18 protein-coding genes are annotated in these 15,967 nt (G+C 70.5%); 11 read left to right on the plus strand and 7 right to left on the minus strand.

The genetic code is table 11. The features are described 5' to 3' along the window. Nucleotides 1-54: 54 nt before the first annotated feature. Entirely contained in the window at nucleotides 55-570 is a 516-nt protein-coding gene (locus K7472_RS23390) for a GtrA family protein (protein ID WP_222980495.1), read from the minus strand. 464 nt (nucleotides 571-1,034) lie between these two features. Between K7472_RS23390 and K7472_RS23395 the strand changes: the two genes are divergently transcribed. From K7472_RS23395 to K7472_RS23405, 3 genes are read left to right on the plus strand one after another with little or no spacing between them, the layout of a single operon-like run. Beyond that, a complete protein-coding gene (locus K7472_RS23395; protein WP_222980496.1) occupies nucleotides 1,035-2,174 on the plus strand; it encodes a 5-(carboxyamino)imidazole ribonucleotide synthase in 1,140 nt (379 codons plus the stop codon). A 47-nt stretch (nucleotides 2,175-2,221) separates the two neighbouring features. Beyond that, entirely contained in the window at nucleotides 2,222-2,722 is a 501-nt protein-coding gene (purE, locus tag K7472_RS23400; RefSeq protein ID WP_222980547.1) for a 5-(carboxyamino)imidazole ribonucleotide mutase, read from the plus strand. After that, on the plus strand, nucleotides 2,715-3,929 hold the full coding sequence (locus K7472_RS23405) for a dipeptidase (RefSeq protein ID WP_222980497.1): 1,215 nt from the start codon (nucleotides 2,715-2,717) through the stop codon (nucleotides 3,927-3,929). Before purE ends, K7472_RS23405 begins: the two co-directional genes overlap by 8 nt. A gap of 70 nt (nucleotides 3,930-3,999) precedes the next feature. Here the strand turns inward: K7472_RS23405 and K7472_RS23410 are convergent, their stop codons facing one another. After that, complete coding sequence (locus K7472_RS23410; protein ID WP_222980498.1) at nucleotides 4,000-5,340, minus strand: UDP-glucose dehydrogenase family protein; 1,341 nt, start codon at nucleotides 5,338-5,340, stop codon at nucleotides 4,000-4,002. Nucleotides 5,341-5,552: 212 nt separating this feature from the next. On the opposite strand from K7472_RS23410, the gene K7472_RS23415 reads away from it, so the two are divergent. Then, nucleotides 5,553-6,731, plus strand: a complete 1,179-nt coding sequence (locus tag K7472_RS23415) for an acyl-CoA dehydrogenase (protein WP_222980499.1) — start codon at nucleotides 5,553-5,555, stop codon at nucleotides 6,729-6,731. 321 nt (nucleotides 6,732-7,052) lie between these two features. Beyond that, nucleotides 7,053-8,309: a S53 family peptidase gene (locus tag K7472_RS23420; RefSeq protein WP_252396093.1), complete on the plus strand. Its 1,257-nt coding sequence runs from the start codon at nucleotides 7,053-7,055 to the stop codon at nucleotides 8,307-8,309. 164 nt (nucleotides 8,310-8,473) lie between these two features. Here K7472_RS23420 and K7472_RS23425 read toward each other — a convergent pair whose 3' ends face one another. Then, the gene (locus K7472_RS23425) at nucleotides 8,474-9,748 is read right to left on the minus strand and encodes an LCP family protein (RefSeq protein ID WP_252396094.1); all 1,275 of its coding nucleotides are present in this window, start codon (nucleotides 9,746-9,748) and stop codon (nucleotides 8,474-8,476) included. Nucleotides 9,749-9,907: 159 nt separating this feature from the next. Between K7472_RS23425 and K7472_RS23430 the strand changes: the two genes are divergently transcribed. Next, nucleotides 9,908-10,309: an ACT domain-containing protein gene (locus tag K7472_RS23430; protein ID WP_222980500.1), complete on the plus strand. Its 402-nt coding sequence runs from the start codon at nucleotides 9,908-9,910 to the stop codon at nucleotides 10,307-10,309. 77 nt (nucleotides 10,310-10,386) lie between these two features. Here K7472_RS23430 and K7472_RS23435 read toward each other — a convergent pair whose 3' ends face one another. After that, the gene (locus K7472_RS23435; RefSeq protein ID WP_222980501.1) at nucleotides 10,387-10,803 is read right to left on the minus strand and encodes a hypothetical protein; all 417 of its coding nucleotides are present in this window, start codon (nucleotides 10,801-10,803) and stop codon (nucleotides 10,387-10,389) included. Further along, nucleotides 10,800-11,177 carry an ATP-binding protein gene (locus K7472_RS23440; protein WP_222980502.1) on the minus strand — a complete coding sequence of 126 codons (378 nt, stop codon included), beginning with the start codon at nucleotides 11,175-11,177 and terminating at the stop codon, nucleotides 10,800-10,802. The genes K7472_RS23435 and K7472_RS23440 overlap by 4 nt, the downstream gene beginning before the upstream one ends. Nucleotides 11,178-11,360: 183 nt before the next feature. On the opposite strand from K7472_RS23440, the gene K7472_RS23445 reads away from it, so the two are divergent. The 4 genes from K7472_RS23445 (at nucleotide 11,361) to K7472_RS23460 (ending at nucleotide 13,444) form a co-directional block, all read left to right on the plus strand. Continuing rightward, nucleotides 11,361-12,176, plus strand: a complete 816-nt coding sequence (locus tag K7472_RS23445) for a helix-turn-helix domain-containing protein (protein WP_222980503.1) — start codon at nucleotides 11,361-11,363, stop codon at nucleotides 12,174-12,176. After that, nucleotides 12,173-12,436 (plus strand): DUF397 domain-containing protein, encoded by a 264-nt coding sequence (locus K7472_RS23450; protein ID WP_222980504.1) that lies wholly within the window; start codon nucleotides 12,173-12,175, stop codon nucleotides 12,434-12,436. The genes K7472_RS23445 and K7472_RS23450 overlap by 4 nt, the downstream gene beginning before the upstream one ends. A gap of 24 nt (nucleotides 12,437-12,460) precedes the next feature. Further along, a complete protein-coding gene (locus K7472_RS23455) occupies nucleotides 12,461-12,703 on the plus strand; it encodes a DUF397 domain-containing protein (RefSeq protein WP_222980505.1) in 243 nt (80 codons plus the stop codon). Between the two features lie 162 nt (nucleotides 12,704-12,865). After that, nucleotides 12,866-13,444, plus strand: a complete 579-nt coding sequence (locus tag K7472_RS23460; RefSeq protein ID WP_222980506.1) for a GNAT family N-acetyltransferase — start codon at nucleotides 12,866-12,868, stop codon at nucleotides 13,442-13,444. Nucleotides 13,445-13,525: 81 nt separating this feature from the next. Here the strand turns inward: K7472_RS23460 and K7472_RS23465 are convergent, their stop codons facing one another. Beyond that, nucleotides 13,526-13,894, minus strand: a complete 369-nt coding sequence (locus tag K7472_RS23465; RefSeq protein WP_222980507.1) for a darcynin family protein — start codon at nucleotides 13,892-13,894, stop codon at nucleotides 13,526-13,528. Nucleotides 13,895-13,930: 36 nt separating this feature from the next. After that, nucleotides 13,931-14,827: an NAD(P)H-binding protein gene (locus tag K7472_RS23470; protein WP_222980508.1), complete on the minus strand. Its 897-nt coding sequence runs from the start codon at nucleotides 14,825-14,827 to the stop codon at nucleotides 13,931-13,933. Nucleotides 14,828-14,970: 143 nt separating this feature from the next. On the opposite strand from K7472_RS23470, the gene K7472_RS23475 reads away from it, so the two are divergent. Beyond that, nucleotides 14,971-15,942 (plus strand): LysR family transcriptional regulator, encoded by a 972-nt coding sequence (locus K7472_RS23475; protein WP_372458032.1) that lies wholly within the window; start codon nucleotides 14,971-14,973, stop codon nucleotides 15,940-15,942. Nucleotides 15,943-15,967 lie beyond the last annotated feature (25 nt).

Genomic DNA, 15,967 nt, shown 5'->3' on the forward strand with positions numbered 1-15,967 from the left:
GCGGCCCGTACAGGCGGCCGGCGGAACGCGGTCAGTACTGCCGCCGGAACGCGGTCAGTACTTGCGGGTGGCGTTGGCCCGGGCCGCGTGCTCCGCGTCGGTCAGGAGGATCGCCTCGGCCTGCTCGACCGCCTTGGCGGGCAGCGAGCGGAAGACCCAGGTGCGGTAGGACCAGAAGCGGAAGAGCGTCGCGACGCCGATGCCGAGGAACTTGAAGAAGTTGTTGGCGAGCGGGCCGTCCCAGCCCATGCCGTAGGTGGCCAGGAACAGCACGCCGTTCTCGATCAGCGCGCCGATGGCACTGAAGAAGACGAACAGCCCGATCTCACGGCCCCGGCCGGAGCGCTCGGCGTCCCGGTAGGTGAAGTACCGGAAGCCGACGTAGTTGAAGGCGATGGAGACCGTGGTCGCGATGATGCTCGCGCGGACGGTCTGCAGGTGTGTCGTTTCGCGCAGCAGGTTGAACACGACGAGGTTGACGCCGATGCCGGCGATGCCCACGACACCGAACTTGGCGATCTCGCGGTAGAGGAGCCTCAGTCGAGTGTTCAGCGCGCTCAGTCGACTCATGATGTCGCTAGACCCTGTCTGTCGGTGGTCCGTGTCGGTGTCCGATCGCGTGCGATCGGCTCGATGTCTGATCGGTTCGGTGCCGACCGGTCGATCCGTCGACCGGTACGCGACCGGTGGCTTCCGACCGCTGCGCCGACGACTCGGCGCTCATGTCCCGCCTGCCCACTGCGGGCTGTTCGACCGCATCCCCGATCCTCATGCTAACTGTCGGTGGTGAACGGCCGCCTGCCGAAGGGTGGCGAACCGGCCGGGCAGGCACCGGGCGGGGACGGCAGTCCCCTCCACCACATAGGACGATCCCGCCCCGGATGCGGTTCTGCGCCCCAACCTTAAATTCCGCTTACATTTCTGTGGGCGTTTTCGCGACTTCCGTGTCTTCCGCCAAGACGCCGAGGGCCCGTTTCGTACTTTCGTACGAAGATCATCTGGGTGGGGTGTCGATCGGCCGATACCCTGGGAGGGTGACATTCCCCGTAGTCGGCATGGTCGGGGGCGGCCAGCTCGCCCGTATGACGCATGAAGCGGGCATCCCGCTCGGCGTCCGTTTCAAACTGCTCAGCGACGGTCCGCAGGACTCCGCGGCCCAGGTCGTCGGGGACGTCGTGGTGGGCGACTACCGCGACCTGGAGACGCTGCGCGCCTTCGCTCGCGGCTGCGACGTGGTCACCTTCGACCACGAGCACGTCCCCACCGAGCACTTGCGCGCGCTCCAGGCCGAGGGCGTCGTCGTGCGCCCCGGGCCCGACGCGCTGGTGCACGCCCAGGACAAGGGCGTCATGCGCGAGCGGCTGACGGCGATCGGGGTGCCCTGCCCGCGCCACCGCATCGTCGAGGACCCGCGGGACGTCGAGGCGTTCGCGGCCGAGGGCTCGGGATTCCCCGTTGTCCTGAAGACCGTGCGCGGCGGTTACGACGGCAAGGGCGTGTGGGTGGTGCGGGACGTCGAGGGCGCCGCCGAACCGTTCCGCGCGGGGGTGCCCGTACTGGCCGAGGAGAAGGTCGACTTCGTCCGCGAGCTGGCAGCCAACGTCGTGCGTTCCCCGCACGGCCAGGCCGTCGCGTACCCGGTGGTGGAGTCCGTCCAGGTGGACGGCGTGTGCGACACGGTGATCGCGCCCGCGCCCGAGCTGTCGGACGAACTCGCCGCGCACGCCCAGCAGTTGGCGCTCACCATCGCCAAGGAACTCGACGTCGTCGGCCATCTCGCCGTCGAGCTGTTCGAGACCGCCGACGGCCGGGTGCTGGTCAACGAACTCGCGATGCGCCCGCACAACAGCGGCCACTGGACCCAGGACGGCGCCGCCACCTCGCAGTTCGAGAACCACCTGCGCGCCGTGCTCGACCTGCCGCTCGGCGACCCGCGTCCGCGCTCCCGCTGGACGGTGATGTCCAACGTCCTGGGCGGCGACTACCCCGACATGTACTTCGCGTACCTGCACTGCATGGCACGCGACCCCGCCCTGCGCATCCACATGTACGGGAAGGACGTGAAGCCGGGCCGTAAGGTCGGACACGTCAACACCTACGGCGACGACCTGGCCGACGTGCGCGAGCGGGCCCGGCACGCCGCCGACTACCTGCGAGGGACGATCCAAGAGTGACCGAAGCACACCGCGACGGGCGGTCCGCGCCGCTCGTCGGCATCGTCATGGGCTCCGACTCCGACTGGCCGGTCATGGAGGCCGCCGCGAAGGCGCTGGAGGAGTTCGAGGTCCCCTACGAGGTCGACGTCGTCTCGGCGCACCGCATGCCGCGCGAGATGATCGCGTACGGCGAGCAGGCCGCCGGGCGCGGGCTGAAGGCGGTCATCGCGGGCGCGGGCGGGGCGGCCCACCTGCCCGGCATGCTGGCCTCGGTCACCACGCTGCCGGTCATCGGGGTGCCGGTGCCGCTGAAGTACCTCGACGGGATGGACTCGTTGCTGTCCATCGTGCAGATGCCCGCCGGGGTGCCGGTCGCCACCGTCTCGGTCGCCGGGGCGCGCAACGCGGGGCTGCTCGCGGTGCGGATGCTCGGCGCGTACGAGCCCGAACTCGCCACGCGCATGCGGCACTTCCAGGAGGCCCTGAACGCGCAGGCCACCGAGAAGGGGCGGCGGCTGCGGGCCAAGGCGGGCGGCGAGGGAGAAGGGTTCGGTTTCGGTGGCTGAGACGACGGCGTCGGCGACGTGGGACGAGCGGGTGGCGCGGGCGCGTGAGCTGCTCGCCGCGCACCCGGTGGTGGACGGGCACAACGACCTGCCGTGGGCGCTGCGCGAGCAGGTGCGCTACGACCTCGACCGGCTCGACGTGGGCCGCGACCAGAGCGCGTCGCTGCACACCGACATCCCCAGGATGCGGGCCGGCGGGCTCGGCGCGCAGTTCTGGTCGGTGTACGTGCGCACCGACCTCGCCGGGGACGACGCGGTCAGCGCGACCCTCGAACAGATCGACGTCGTACGGCAGTTGACCGAGCGCTACCCGCGGGACCTGCGTCTCGCGCTGACCGCGGACGACATGGAGACCGCGCGGGCCGAGGGGCGGATCGCCTCCCTGATGGGCGCCGAGGGCGGGCACTCCATCAACTGCTCGCTCGCCACGCTGCGCGCCTTCCACGCGCTGGGCGTGCGCTACATGACGCTCACGCACAACGACAACACCCCGTGGGCGGACTCCGCGACCGACGAGCCGAAGGCGAACGGGCTGACCCGCTTCGGCGAGGAGGTCGTGCGCGAGATGAACCGGCTGGGCATGCTGGTGGACCTCAGCCACGTCTCGGCCGACACCATGCGCGACGCGCTGCGGGTCACCGAGGCGCCGGTGCTCTTCTCGCACTCCTCCTCGCGGGCCGTCTGCGACCACCCGCGCAACATCCCGGACGACGTGCTGGAGACGCTGCCGGGCAACGGCGGTGTGGCGATGGCGACGTTCGTGCCGAAGTTCATCCTGCCCGCGGCCATCGCGTGGACGAAGGCGGCCGACGAGAACATGCGGGGACACGGCCTGCACCCGCTGGACACCACGGCGGCGGGGATGGCGGTGCAGCGGGAGTTCGAACGGACCAGGCCCCGGCCGGTCGCCACCGCGGCGACGGTCGCCGACCACCTCGACCACATGCGCGAGGCCGCCGGGATCGACCACATCGGCATCGGCGGCGACTTCGACGGCACGGCGTTCACCCCGGCCGGGCTGGACGACGTCTCGGGCTACCCGAACCTGATCGCGGAACTGCTGGGCCGCGGCTGGTCGGACGCGGACCTGGCGAAGCTGACGTGGCGCAACGCGGTGCGGGTGCTTCGGGGGGCGGAGGACGCCGCGTCGGGGATTCGGGCTTCCCGGGGGGCGTCCAACGCGACCCTGGAGTCTCTGGACGCGTAAGTCTTTTCCCCCGCCCACCCACCCGTTTACCGTCCAACGGACCATCCCGACGGGTGGGCGGGGGCTCCCCTCACGCGTTCGGGCGGCCCATCGCCCTGAACGTCCAGCCCGCCTCGCGCCACAGCTGCGGGTCCAGCGTGTTGCGGCCGTCCAGGACGACCCGTTCCGCCGCGACCCCCGCCAGCTCCGCGGGATCCAGCTCGCGGAACTGCTTCCACTCCGTCAGGTGCAGCACCGCGTGCGCGCCGCGGACCGCCTCCAGCGCGGTGGGGGCGTAGGCCAGCGTCGGGAAGAGCCGGGCCGCGTTCTCCATGCCCTTCGGGTCGAAGACGGTGACCTGCGCGCCCTGGAGGTGTATCTGGCCCGCGACGTTCAGCGCGGGCGAGTCCCGTACGTCGTCGGAGTCGGGCTTGAACGTCGCGCCCAGCACCGCGACCCGCTTGCCGAGGAACGCCCCGCCGCACGCCTCCCGGGTCAGCTCGACCATGTGCGACCTGCGGCGCATGTTGATCGAGTCGACCTCGCGCAGGAAGGTCAGCGCCTGGTCGGCGCCCAGCTCGCCCGCGCGGGCCATGAAGGCGCGGATGTCCTTGGGCAGGCAGCCGCCGCCGAAGCCGATCCCGGCGCGCAGGAACTTGCGGCCGATGCGGTCGTCGTGGCCGATCGCCTCGGCGAGCTTCACCACGTCGCCGCCGGCCGCCTCGCAGACCTCGGCCATCGCGTTGATGAACGAGATCTTGGTGGACAGGAAGGAGTTCGCCGCGTTCTTCACCAGTTCTGCGGTGGCGTAGTCGGCGACGACGAACGGCGTGCCGTCGGCCACCGGCTTGGCGTAGACCTCGCGCAGCAGCTTCTCCGCCGTCCCGCCGCGTACGCCCACCACGATGCGGTCCGGGCGCAGGGTGTCCTGCACGGCGAAGCCCTCGCGCAGGAACTCCGGGTTCCACGCCAGGTCGACCGCGTCACCGGCCGGGGCCAGTTCCGCGACGCGCGCCGCGAGCCGGGCCGCCGAGCCGACCGGGACGGTGGACTTGCCGACGACCAGCGCGGGGCGGGTCAGCAGCGGCGCCAGCGCGTCGATCGCGCTGTCCACGTAGCTCATGTCGCAGGCGTACTCGCCGTGCTTCTGGGGGGTGTTGACGCAGACGAAGTGCACGTCGCCGAAGTCGGCGACCTCCTGCCAGGAGGTGGTGAAGCGCAGCCGCCCGGTCGAGCCGTCGATGCCCTCGACGTGGCGGGCCAGCAGCTCGTCGAGCCCCGGCTCGTACATCGGCACGCGTCCGGCCCGCAGGGTCTCGATCTTGGCGGGGTCGATGTCGAGCCCCAGCACCTCGAAGCCCAGCTCCGCCATCGCGGCGGCGTGCGTCGCGCCGAGGTAGCCGGTGCCGATCACGGTGAGCTTCAGCGTCACGGAGTTCTCGCCCTTCGCAGTGCGCCGTCGAATGCGTCAGCCGAGCATAGTCGGGGTGAATGAGGGGTGCCGAGCGCGCCGGGGCGGCGGCTGGGGCAGGCCCGGCCCGCGGTGGTGGCCGCTGTCGGCAAACTCACGTATCGCGGCCCGGTACGGCGGCCGTAGAATTAGGTTACTTAACGGTAGTTAGCTGAGCTTGGGAGTGAGAGACCTTGGCGGGTTCGACTGATTTCGACCTCTACCGGCCGTCCGAGGAGCACGACATGCTCCGTGAGACGGTGCGCTCCCTCGCCGAGGCGAAGATCGCGCCGTTCGCCGCCGAGGTGGACGAGCAGGGCCGCTTCCCGCAGGAGGCCCTCGACGCGCTGGTCGCCGCCGACCTCCAGGCCGTCCACGTCCCCGAGTCCTACGGCGGCGCCGGCGCCGACGCGCTCGCCACCGTGATCGTCATCGAGGAGGTGGCCCGCGTCTGCGCGTCCTCCTCGCTGATCCCGGCCGTCAACAAGCTGGGCTCGCTGCCGGTGATCCTCTCCGGCTCCGAGGAGCTGAAGAAGAAGTACCTGGGCCCGCTCGCCAAGGGCGACGCGATGTTCTCGTACTGCCTGTCGGAGCCGGACGCCGGTTCCGACGCCGCGGGCATGAAGACCCGCGCGGTGCGCGACGGCGACTCCTACGTCCTCAACGGCGTCAAGCGCTGGATCACCAACGCGGGCGTCTCCGAGTACTACACGGTGATGGCCGTGACCGACCCGGAGAAGCGCTCCAAGGGCATCAGCGCGTTCGTGGTCGAGAAGTCGGACGAGGGCGTGTCGTTCGGCGCGCCGGAGAAGAAGCTCGGCATCAAGGGCTCGCCGACCCGCGAGGTCTACCTCGACAACGTGCGCATCCCCGCCGACCGCATGATCGGCGCCGAGGGCACCGGCTTCGCCACCGCGATGAAGACCCTCGACCACACCCGCATCACCATCGCCGCCCAGGCGCTCGGCATCGCGCAGGGCGCGCTGGACTACGCCAAGGGCTACGTGCAGGAGCGCAAGCAGTTCGGCAAGCCGATCGGCGACTTCCAGGGCGTGCAGTTCATGCTGGCCGACATGGCGATGAAGCTGGAGGCGGCCCGCCAGCTGACCTACTCCGCCGCCGCCCGCTCCGAGCGCGTCTCGCTGGGCGCCGACGGCCGCGGCGAGGACCTCACGTTCCACGGCGCCGCCGCCAAGTGCTTCGCCTCCGACGCCGCGATGGAGATCACCACCGACGCGGTGCAGCTCCTCGGCGGCTACGGCTACACCCGTGACTACCCGCTGGAGCGCATGATGCGCGACGCGAAGATCACCCAGATCTACGAGGGCACCAACCAGGTCCAGCGCATCGTGATGGCGCGTAACCTGCCCTAGTCCTCCGGCAGTTCGACCGTTTTCGACGGCCCCCGGCGCACCGCGCCGGGGGCCGTCGTCTGTGTGCCCGCGAGCAGCTTGCTGTGTGAAGTGGCTCGTCAGATGTGTTGGTGACAACGTTCGCGCGGGTTTCTTGGTTCTTCCTTTGCCGTTCACTCCTTGTTGACGCATGAACATCAACAGTAGTTTTCCAGCCAGCCACCACTGCCTGTGGTGGCAGTCGCGGGAACGGTCGGTGTCCCTGCACCTTCCGCCGTACCGCGACGCACCCGCACCGCAGTTCTGTAACTCCCGGTTCATTCAGCCTCAGGAGGCAGTACGTTGCGCACCCCCATATCGGCGTCCCCCCTCGCCACGCCCTCGCGCCGCATCGCCTGGTCCGTGGTCGCGTCCGCCGCGCTCGCCGTGTCCGGCCTGGCCGCCGCCGCGCCCGCCGGAGCCGCCGCCGCGACGCACGCGGGCCCGTCGTGGACCCGGTCCTGCGCCACCCCCACGAGAGCGGGCGTCATGGCCTGCAACGCCCTGCGCGTCACCAGCGTCAAGGAGCACGTCAGCGCCGACGGCGTCAGCAAGGACGCCACCCCCTCCGGCTTCGGCCCGAGCGACCTGCGCAGCGCCTACAACCTCCCGGCGAACGGCGGCGCCGGCCAGACCGTCGCGATCGTCGACGCCTACGACGACCCCAACGCGGCCTCGGACCTGGCGACCTACCGCAGCCAGTACGGCCTGCCCGCCTGCACCACGTCCAACGGCTGCTTCGAGAAGGTCAGCCAGACCGGCAGCACCACCAGCCTGCCGAGCGCGGACAGCGGCTGGGCCGGTGAGATCTCCCTCGACCTCGACATGGTCTCGGCGGTCGCCCCGAACGCCCACATCATCCTGGTCGAGGCCAAGTCGGCGACCACCGCCAACCTCGGCACCGCCGTCAACGAGGCCGTGAAGCTGGGCGCGAAGTTCGTCTCCAACAGCTACGGCGGCTCCGAGTCCTCCTCGGACTCCTCGTACGACACCAAGTACTACGACCACCCGGGCGTCGCCGTCACCGCCTCCTCCGGCGACGACGGCTACGGCGTGGAGTACCCGGCCGCCTCCAAGTACGTCACCGCGGTCGGCGGCACCTCGCTGGCGAAGGCCTCCAACTCCCGCGGCTGGAGCGAGAGCGTGTGGTCGACCTCGTCCACCGAGGGCGCGGGCTCCGGCTGCTCCAAGGACGACGCCAAGCCGACCTGGCAGAAGGACACCGGCTGCTCCAAGCGCACCGTCGCCGACGTCTCGGCGGTCGCCGACCCGGCCACCGGTGTCGCGGTCTACCAGACCTACGGCGCGTCCGGCTGGTCGGTCTACGGCGGCACCTCGGTCGCCTCGCCGATCATCGCCGCGGTCTACGCGGACGCCGGCACCCCGTCCTCCGGCTCGACCCCGGCCTCCTTCCCGTACGCGCACACCTCGTCGCTCAACGACGTGACCAGCGGCAAGACCGCGTCGTGCTCGCCGGCGTACCTGTGCACCGCGGAGACCGGCTACGACGGCCCGACCGGCCTCGGCACCCCGAACGGCCTGACCGCCTTCACCGGCTGACGACAGCGGTGAGGCCGAAGGCCATCATGGCGGCGCCCGGCCCACGCCCGGCCCGGCACCGCCCACCGACCGGCTGACCCCCGGTCACGACACGGCGTACGGCGTGAGCCCACCCCTCGCGGGCGGCTCACGCCGTACGCGTGTGTCACCGGACGTGGTGCGGGTCAGCCCGCCGAGCCGGAGGCCGTGGCGCCCGCCGTGACCGGTTCGTCGTTCTGGATCTGGCTGAAGAGCTGCTTCGCCTTCGTCATGTCCCACTGGACCGCGTCGCCGTCGCTCGGGGTCGACAGGTTCGCGTTGCCGATCGGGACGGTGATCGACTTGCCCTTGCCGCTGGAGACGTCCTTCATGTCGAAGAACATCTCGCCCAGGTCGAACAGGCTCATGCCCTTGTCGACGTTGAGGGTCTCCAGGCCCGCGCCGAGCACCGGGTAGAGCTTGAACGGGTTGAGCACGGTCGAGGGGGACGCGGCCTGGTGGGCCAGGGTCGAGAGGAACTTCTGCTGGTTGCGCATGCGGCCCAGGTCCTCGTCGGCCTCCGCGTGCCGCTCGCGCACGAACTCCAGCGACTGCGCGCCGTTGAACTTCTGGCAGCCCGCCTTGAAGTCGGCGCCCGAGTCCTTGTCCACGACCGCGTGGTCGAGGCACATGTTGACGCCGCCGAGCGCGTTGACCAGGTTGACGAAGCCGGTGAAGCCGATCTCCGCGTAGTGGTCGATGTGGATGCCGGTGTTGTACTCGACGGTCTGGATCAGCAGGGCCGGGCCGCCCCAGGAGTACGAGGTGTTCAGCTTGTGCGTGGTCGCCGGGTACTTCTTGCCGGAGGTGCCGGTGAACGCCGGGATCGTGACGTAGGAGTCACGCGGCAGGCTCATCAGGGTGTCGCCGTTGCTGCCGGTGTGCAGGATCATCATCGAGTCCGTGCGTCCGCCGTCGGCGGCACCGGTGTGCAGCTGCTCCTCCTCCTGCTTGCTCATGCCCTCGCGGCTGTCCGAGCCGACGATCAGGTAGTTGGTGCCCTTGCCGGACGCCGGCTGGTTCGGGACCGCGCTCAGGTTCACCGTGCGCGACAGCTTGCCGTCCGCCCAGAAGTACGTGCCGACGCTCGCCGCGATCAGCACGACGACCAGCGTGAGCACGCCGTACGTGATGCGCTTGCGCCAGTTCTTCGGGCGCCCGGTGCCACCGCCCCCGGCCCGGTAGACGCGGCCCGAGCCGCCGCCCCCGTCCGGCTGCCGCGGCACCCGCCCCCCGGCGGCGCCGCCCCTGCGCGGGGACAGCTCCGGGGGCAGCGGCGGCTCGGCGTACGAACCGTGCCCACCGCGCGCCTGCGGCGGCGGGCCGTACTGCTGATGCTGTACGTGTCCGTCACGCCGCTGTACGTGCGGCATCACGCGAGCGCCGTCCTGCTCGCCGTCGTCCTCGGGCCATCCGTTCATGCAGAGCAGTGTGCCCGCTGAACCTGGGGGTCAGGGCGCCGGAGACGGTTCTGTAGCAGAGCTGATGGATTGGTCACACGACTTTCATGATCATCGGGTGATGCGGGGCGTGGGAGGGGGCGGTGTGGCGGGTGGGGTGACGCGTCTAAGGTGCGGAACATGTCTGGTGAGAGCGATCTGCGGAAACTGCTGACCGGGATGCGGCCCGAGCTGAACGCGGGCTGTTACGTGTTCACCACGGTCGATGACGGTGTCGTGCCGGTGGGCGTGACCCCGGTCGTCACCGTCGCCGAACGGGAAGGGCTGACGCTGGTCGTGCCGCAGAGGGAGGCGGACGCGGCGGGCCTGGCGTACGCGTACGTGGCGGGCTGGATCACCCTGCGGGTCCACTCGGCGCTGGAGGCCGTCGGACTCACCGCCGCCGTAGCGCGGGAACTCGCCGACGCGGGTCTGAGCTGCAACGTGATCGCCGGATTCCACCACGACCACCTCTTCGTGCCGTACGAGCGGGCCGCTGAGGCGGTCGCGCTGCTGGAGGACCTAGCGCGAGGCTCCGCCTGAGACGGCGATGGACCCGGACCGGGGGCGCCAACCTGCCCGTCCACGGCGGAAGTTCGCCCCAGCGGCGGCCCATCGGCTCACGTTTTCCGCGTGCCGCCACCCCGTATCGCCGTCGTGCCCATCCTCATGTCGCACTTGAGCAGGTACGCGGCGACCTCCTCCGGCTGCGCGCAGCGGGGGAGCGGGTCGAGACCGACCAGGACCGCTACCGGCCCGCCGTCCGCCACGAAACGCGACCACTGCTCGCCCACGGTCAGCCGCACGTCGTGCGACCAGCCGTCCACCCGCAGCCGCGCACCCCGCGCGTCCAGCGTCACCCGCTCCCCGATGTACGGGATGCTGCGCGACGGCTCCGCCAGCCCCAGCGCGTCCGCGAAGTCCATCGCCTCGTACGCGCCCTCCGGATGCGCCGCCAGCAGGAACGCGACCTGCCCGATCGCGGTCCTCTCCAGCCACGACCACGTCGCCAGCGCGTGGATGTCCTCCGGCGTCACCCGTCCACCTCGGACTTCAGCACGAACCACACCTCTTTGCCCGGCGCGCCCTCCGGTGCGGGAATCGCACCCCAGGCGTGCGCCGTCTTGCTCAGCAGAAACATCCCCCGCCCACTCTCCGAGAGGAAGTCCGGCTCGCGCACGACCGGAAGCTCCGGCTCCTTGTCGCTCACCGAAACCCGGATCCCATCCGCGATCCTACGCAGCGTCAGCACGCATTCCGGTGACTTCGCGTGTTTGTGGACATTGCTGAGGAGTTCCGTCACGCCCATCGCGGCGGGGCGTGCGAGGTCCTCGACCTCCCAGGCCCGCAACTGCGCGCGGACGATACGGCGGACGACGGCAAGGGCGTGCGGGGCGGCGTCCAGGGACAACCGGCAGTGTGAGGCGCTCAGTTGGACGGGAGCGTCGATCGGGGGAACTTCGGCGTTCATGTACTCAAGTAACCTCACGGCGCGTTACGGTCGCCAGACGCTGAGGTGGTACGGCGCGGATCGTGCGGTTGGCACCGCTGCCCGTGCTGCCGTGTGCGGGGCGGTCGTGGTGAGGAGTACGAGATGGGCGGCAGGCATGACCCGGTGTCGATCGGCCTGGTCATCTTCGGAAGTCAGCAGCGTGCGTTGCGTGAGCTCGCCGGGTTGACGCAGGCGGAGCTCGGCAAACGGATCATTTGTTCCGAGTCCCTGGTCCGCATGGTCGAGCGCGGCGAGCGGCGCCCCAAGCCCGCTTACCTGAAGGCGGCGGACCGAGCACTGGAGGCACGTGGTCTGCTTCTGGTGGCTGCGAAGCACCTGGACGACGAACGCTACCCGACGTGGTTCGTGCCGTACCGGCAAACGGAGGCCGAGGCCGTCGCCTTCAACGCCTATGACTCGAACGTCGTGAACGGACTGTTGCAGACCGAGGAATACGCGCGCGCTGTCCTCATGGCAGCCTGCCCGTCCTTCGGAGACGCCGAGCTGGAACAGCGCCTGGCCGCTCGGATGGATCGGCAGAGCTTGCTGGCGCGGGCGGAGCCGCCGATGATGGCGTTCGCGATGGAGGAATGGGTGCTGCGGCGCCCTATCGGAGGCCCGGCGGTGCTCAAGCGCCAACTGCACCGGCTTTTGGAGGTGGGCGAGGCACGTCATGTCACGCTGCAAGTCATGCCCATGGACAGCGAGACACATGCCGGGCTGGACGGGCCCCTGCACCTGATCACCCTTCCGGACGGGCGTCGACTGGGCTACGTGGAAGGGCAGGCGGGCAGTTCGTATGTCACGGATCCGGGCGAACTGAGCGCCCTGGAGCAGCGGTTCGGCAATATTCGCGCACAGGCCCTCAACGCGGAGGCATCCCTGTGTCTCATCGATCGTCTCGCGGGAGAACTATGACCAGGCATTCCGGTGAAGAGACCGCCTCCAGGCGGTCGCAGCCTGACCTCAGGGGTACCGCGGAATACCGTTCCGCCGAAGTCGCCCTGAAGTGGCGGAAGTCGACTCACAGCGGTACCCAGGGCGGTGCGTGCGTCGAGGTGGCCGCCTGCCCCTCGGTTGTCCATGTTCGGGACAGCAAGGACCCTGACGGCCCCGCCCTTACGTTCGGGGCGGAGCAGTGGTCTGCGTTCGTGCGCTTCGCCGTACAACAAGGCTGAGCGTCCCCTCAGCGAGAGGTGACCATGAGCGAACTCGTGTGGTTCAAGTCCAGCTACAGCGGTAACGAGGGCGGCCAGTGCGTTGAAGTCGCCCTGGAATGGCGGAAGTCCACGTACAGCGGCAACCAGGGTGGCGACTGTGTCGAGGTCGCCGCCTGCCCCTCTGTCATCCACATTCGGGACAGCAAAGATCCTGACGGTCCGGCCCTGGCGTTCGATCCCGCGCAATGGTCCGCCTTCGTGGGGTTCGCCGTGCGGCACGGCTGAGCGGCCTCCATCACGGAACTCATCGGGGGAGCGGTCCTTGACCGCTCCCCCGACCCCGCCCGCTCAGGCCAACCGGAGGGCCCCCACCGGTCCGCCGGGAAAACCCGTTGCGAGCGACCCGCCTCGGATGGCTGACTGGTCGGCCACCGATCAGGGAGGGACATGACCGCGCCGCTGCCCACACCCTCGTTGCAAACCGCTCGTCTTCGGCTGCGCGCCTTCGACGACGCGGACGCGGACGACATCTTCGGGTTGCAGAGCAACGCCCACATCCTGCGGTACTGGGACTCACCCCCGTGGACCGAACGCTCCCGCGCCGAGCAGTTCATCGCCTCTTGCCGACGGATCGAACAGGAGGGCACCGGCGCACGGTTGGCCGTGGACCGTGTCTCCGACGGGGCGTTCATCGGCTGGTGCACCCTGAACAGCTGGAATCCGGACTTCCGCAGCGCGTCGCTCGGTTACTGCTACGACGACGCTGCATGGGGCCAGGGCTACGCGACCGAGGCGGCGCGCGCTCTGCTGGGGTGGGCGTTCGGCACGCTGGACCTTAACCGCGTCCAGGCCGAGGCCGACACGCGCAATGCGGCCTCAGCCCGTGTGCTGGAGAAGCTCGGCTTCGTGCGGGAAGGGACGTTGCGGGAGGACTGCGTCGTCAACGGCGACGTCTCCGACTCCTGGATCTACGGGCTGCTCAGGCGCGAGTGGCGGCCGTCGTCCGAACCGGCACCCGCCCACTGAGCCCTGTCGCCCGGCGCCCGCCTGCCGGCCGACCCCCGAGCGACTGATCACCTCGCCGGACCCACACACATGAGACGACGCCTACGTGGCGATCGTGGTCACCGCTTCGACGCCGTACGTCCGCGCGTAACCGTTCTCCGTGCCGACCAGCAGCTCCACGACCTCGAAGTAGCGGTCCCAGAAAGGGGTTTCGCGCAGGGCGTCGACGAGGAGCTGGTAGGCGTGGTGGTCCTCCGCCTCCCACATCCACACGTCGGTGACGCGGGCGGAGTAGAACTCCGTGTCGTAGAAACGTGAGCGCACGCCGGTCGTCTTGGCCTCGATCGCCGGCAGCACCTGCGTCGTGAAGGCCTCCACGCGTTCGGTGACGGTCAGGGCGAGCCACTCGGGCGTGGTCTTGACGAGCATGAACGCCGTGACCGGCGGCTGTTCGGTCTTCTCCGTGGGCATCAGGGTGTCTCCAAGTGAGGGGTCAGGCAAGGGACTTCAGGAAGAGAGGACGACGGGCTTGAGCGTCCGGGCGCACCACTGCTCGAAGGTGGTGGCCGACGCGGTGTCCGGGGTGCGGGCGACCCCGGCGTCGAGGCCCTCTTCCTTGGCCCGCTTCATGTCGACGATGCCTCGCACGAACGCTTCGTTGAGGCCGTAACCGACGAGGGTCGCGTGCGTCTCGTCCAGCGGCTGGCGTTCGTAGCGGACCGGGCGGCCGAACTGCTCGGTCATGATGCGGGCCAGGTCGTTGGGGGACAGGTCCTGCGGCCCCAGGACCGGGACGCTGCCGGTGCCGGTCCATGACCGGTCCAGCAACAGGCTCGCCGCGGCGGCCGCGATGTCGGCGACGGCGACGAGGGGGGCCTTGCGGTCGGGGTCGGTGTTGTCGGTGAAGACGCCCTTCTCACGGATCGAGTCGGCCTCCTCCAGGAGGTTCTCGAAGAAGGACGGGTTGGCCAGGGCCCGGTAGGCGACGCCGGTGTCCGCGATGAGGTCGTCCATGGCGAGGGACGCCGTCACGAGCCCGGCGCGGTCGGCGAGCGGCGTGCCGCGGCCGAGCGCGGAGACGCCGACGACGTGGCGGACGCCGTGCGTGGCGAAGGCCTCCGCGGCGGGGCGGGTGAAACCGCTGTAGGCGTCGTACGGGGTCAGGGAGGCGTCCGGGGGGACGAGCCAGAAGACGGCGTCCGCGCCCTCGAAGGCCCGGTCGACGACGTCGGCGTCCCCGTGCGAGCCGGTGACCACCTCGACGCGTCCGCGGGCCGCCTCCGGCAGCCGGGCGGGATCGCGCACGATCACGCGCAGGTCCTCGCCCGCGGCGGGGGCGGACTCCAGGAGCCGGGTCAGCAGGTGACGGCCGATGTTCCCGGTGGGGGCCGTGATGACGATCATGAGATTTCCTCGCAGGTCGCGGTCGTTCGGTAAGCGGTAAGCGGTACGCGGTGTTGCCGTACGCCGTCCGCCCCCTGATCCTGCTGAAGACCACCGTGATGCCACAATGGGAACTTCGGCACGGGATCATTGACGGAAATGGAATAACCCTGGTGAGCAGCCCTGATCCGGTCATCGACGCCAATCTCGCCATCGCGCTGGACGCCCTGCTGGCCGAGCACAGCGTGACTCGCGCGGCCGCGCGCCTGCACACCTCGCCCGCCGCCATGAGCCGCACGCTCGCCCGGCTGCGCCGCGTCCTCCAGGACCCCCTGCTGGTCCGGGCCGGGCAGACCATGGTTCCCACGCCGCGCGCCCAGGCCCTGCGCGAGGAGGCCGCCGCGGTGGTGCGCGGCCTCGGGGCGCTGCTCAGCCCGGGCGCGAGCGTCGATCCGGCCGCCCTGCGCGGCACGTTCACCCTCCAGGCCGCCGATCTCATCGGTGCGGCGCTGGCTCCCGGACTGCTGGACCTGGCCCAACGGGAGGCGCCCGGCGTCTCGTTCAGGATCCGGGCCGAGGAACTGGAGGCCGGCCCCGCCCTGCGCGACGGCCGGATCGACCTGGAGGTCGGCTCCATCGACCACGTGGACCCCGAGACCCAGGTCGAGGAACTGGTCACCCTCCGCATGGTCGCGGCCGTACGGTCCGGTCATCCGCTCACCGAGGGGCCGTTGACCCCGGCCCGGCTCGCCGACGCCCAGCACGTGGCGGTCAGCCGCCGCGGCCGGTTCACCGGTCCCCTCGACACCGCCCTGGCCGAGCGGGACCTTCAGCGGCGGGTCAGCGTCGTCCTCCCCGGCCACCTGGCCGCGATGACCCTCGCCGCCCGCAGCGACCTCGTCTGCCTCGTCCCCGCCGCACTCCCGGGCGCCGCGCCCTCACCCCTCACCCACGACGCCGTGGCCCTCGGGCTGCGACTCCTCGACGTCCCCCTGGACCTGCCGCCGTTGACCATCGGCATGGCCTGGCACCCCCGGCACACGGCCGACGGCGCCCACCGCTGGCTCCGCGGCAGTGTCCGCCGCACCCTCCGCGCACCGGCGGCGCGTTCCGAAGAAGCGCCGCCGTCACCGTGAGGCGCCGACACCGGTCGGCGTGACG

This window comes from Streptantibioticus parmotrematis (genome assembly GCF_019890615.1).
Taxonomy (GTDB): Bacteria; Actinomycetota; Actinomycetes; order Streptomycetales; family Streptomycetaceae; genus Streptantibioticus_D; species Streptantibioticus_D parmotrematis.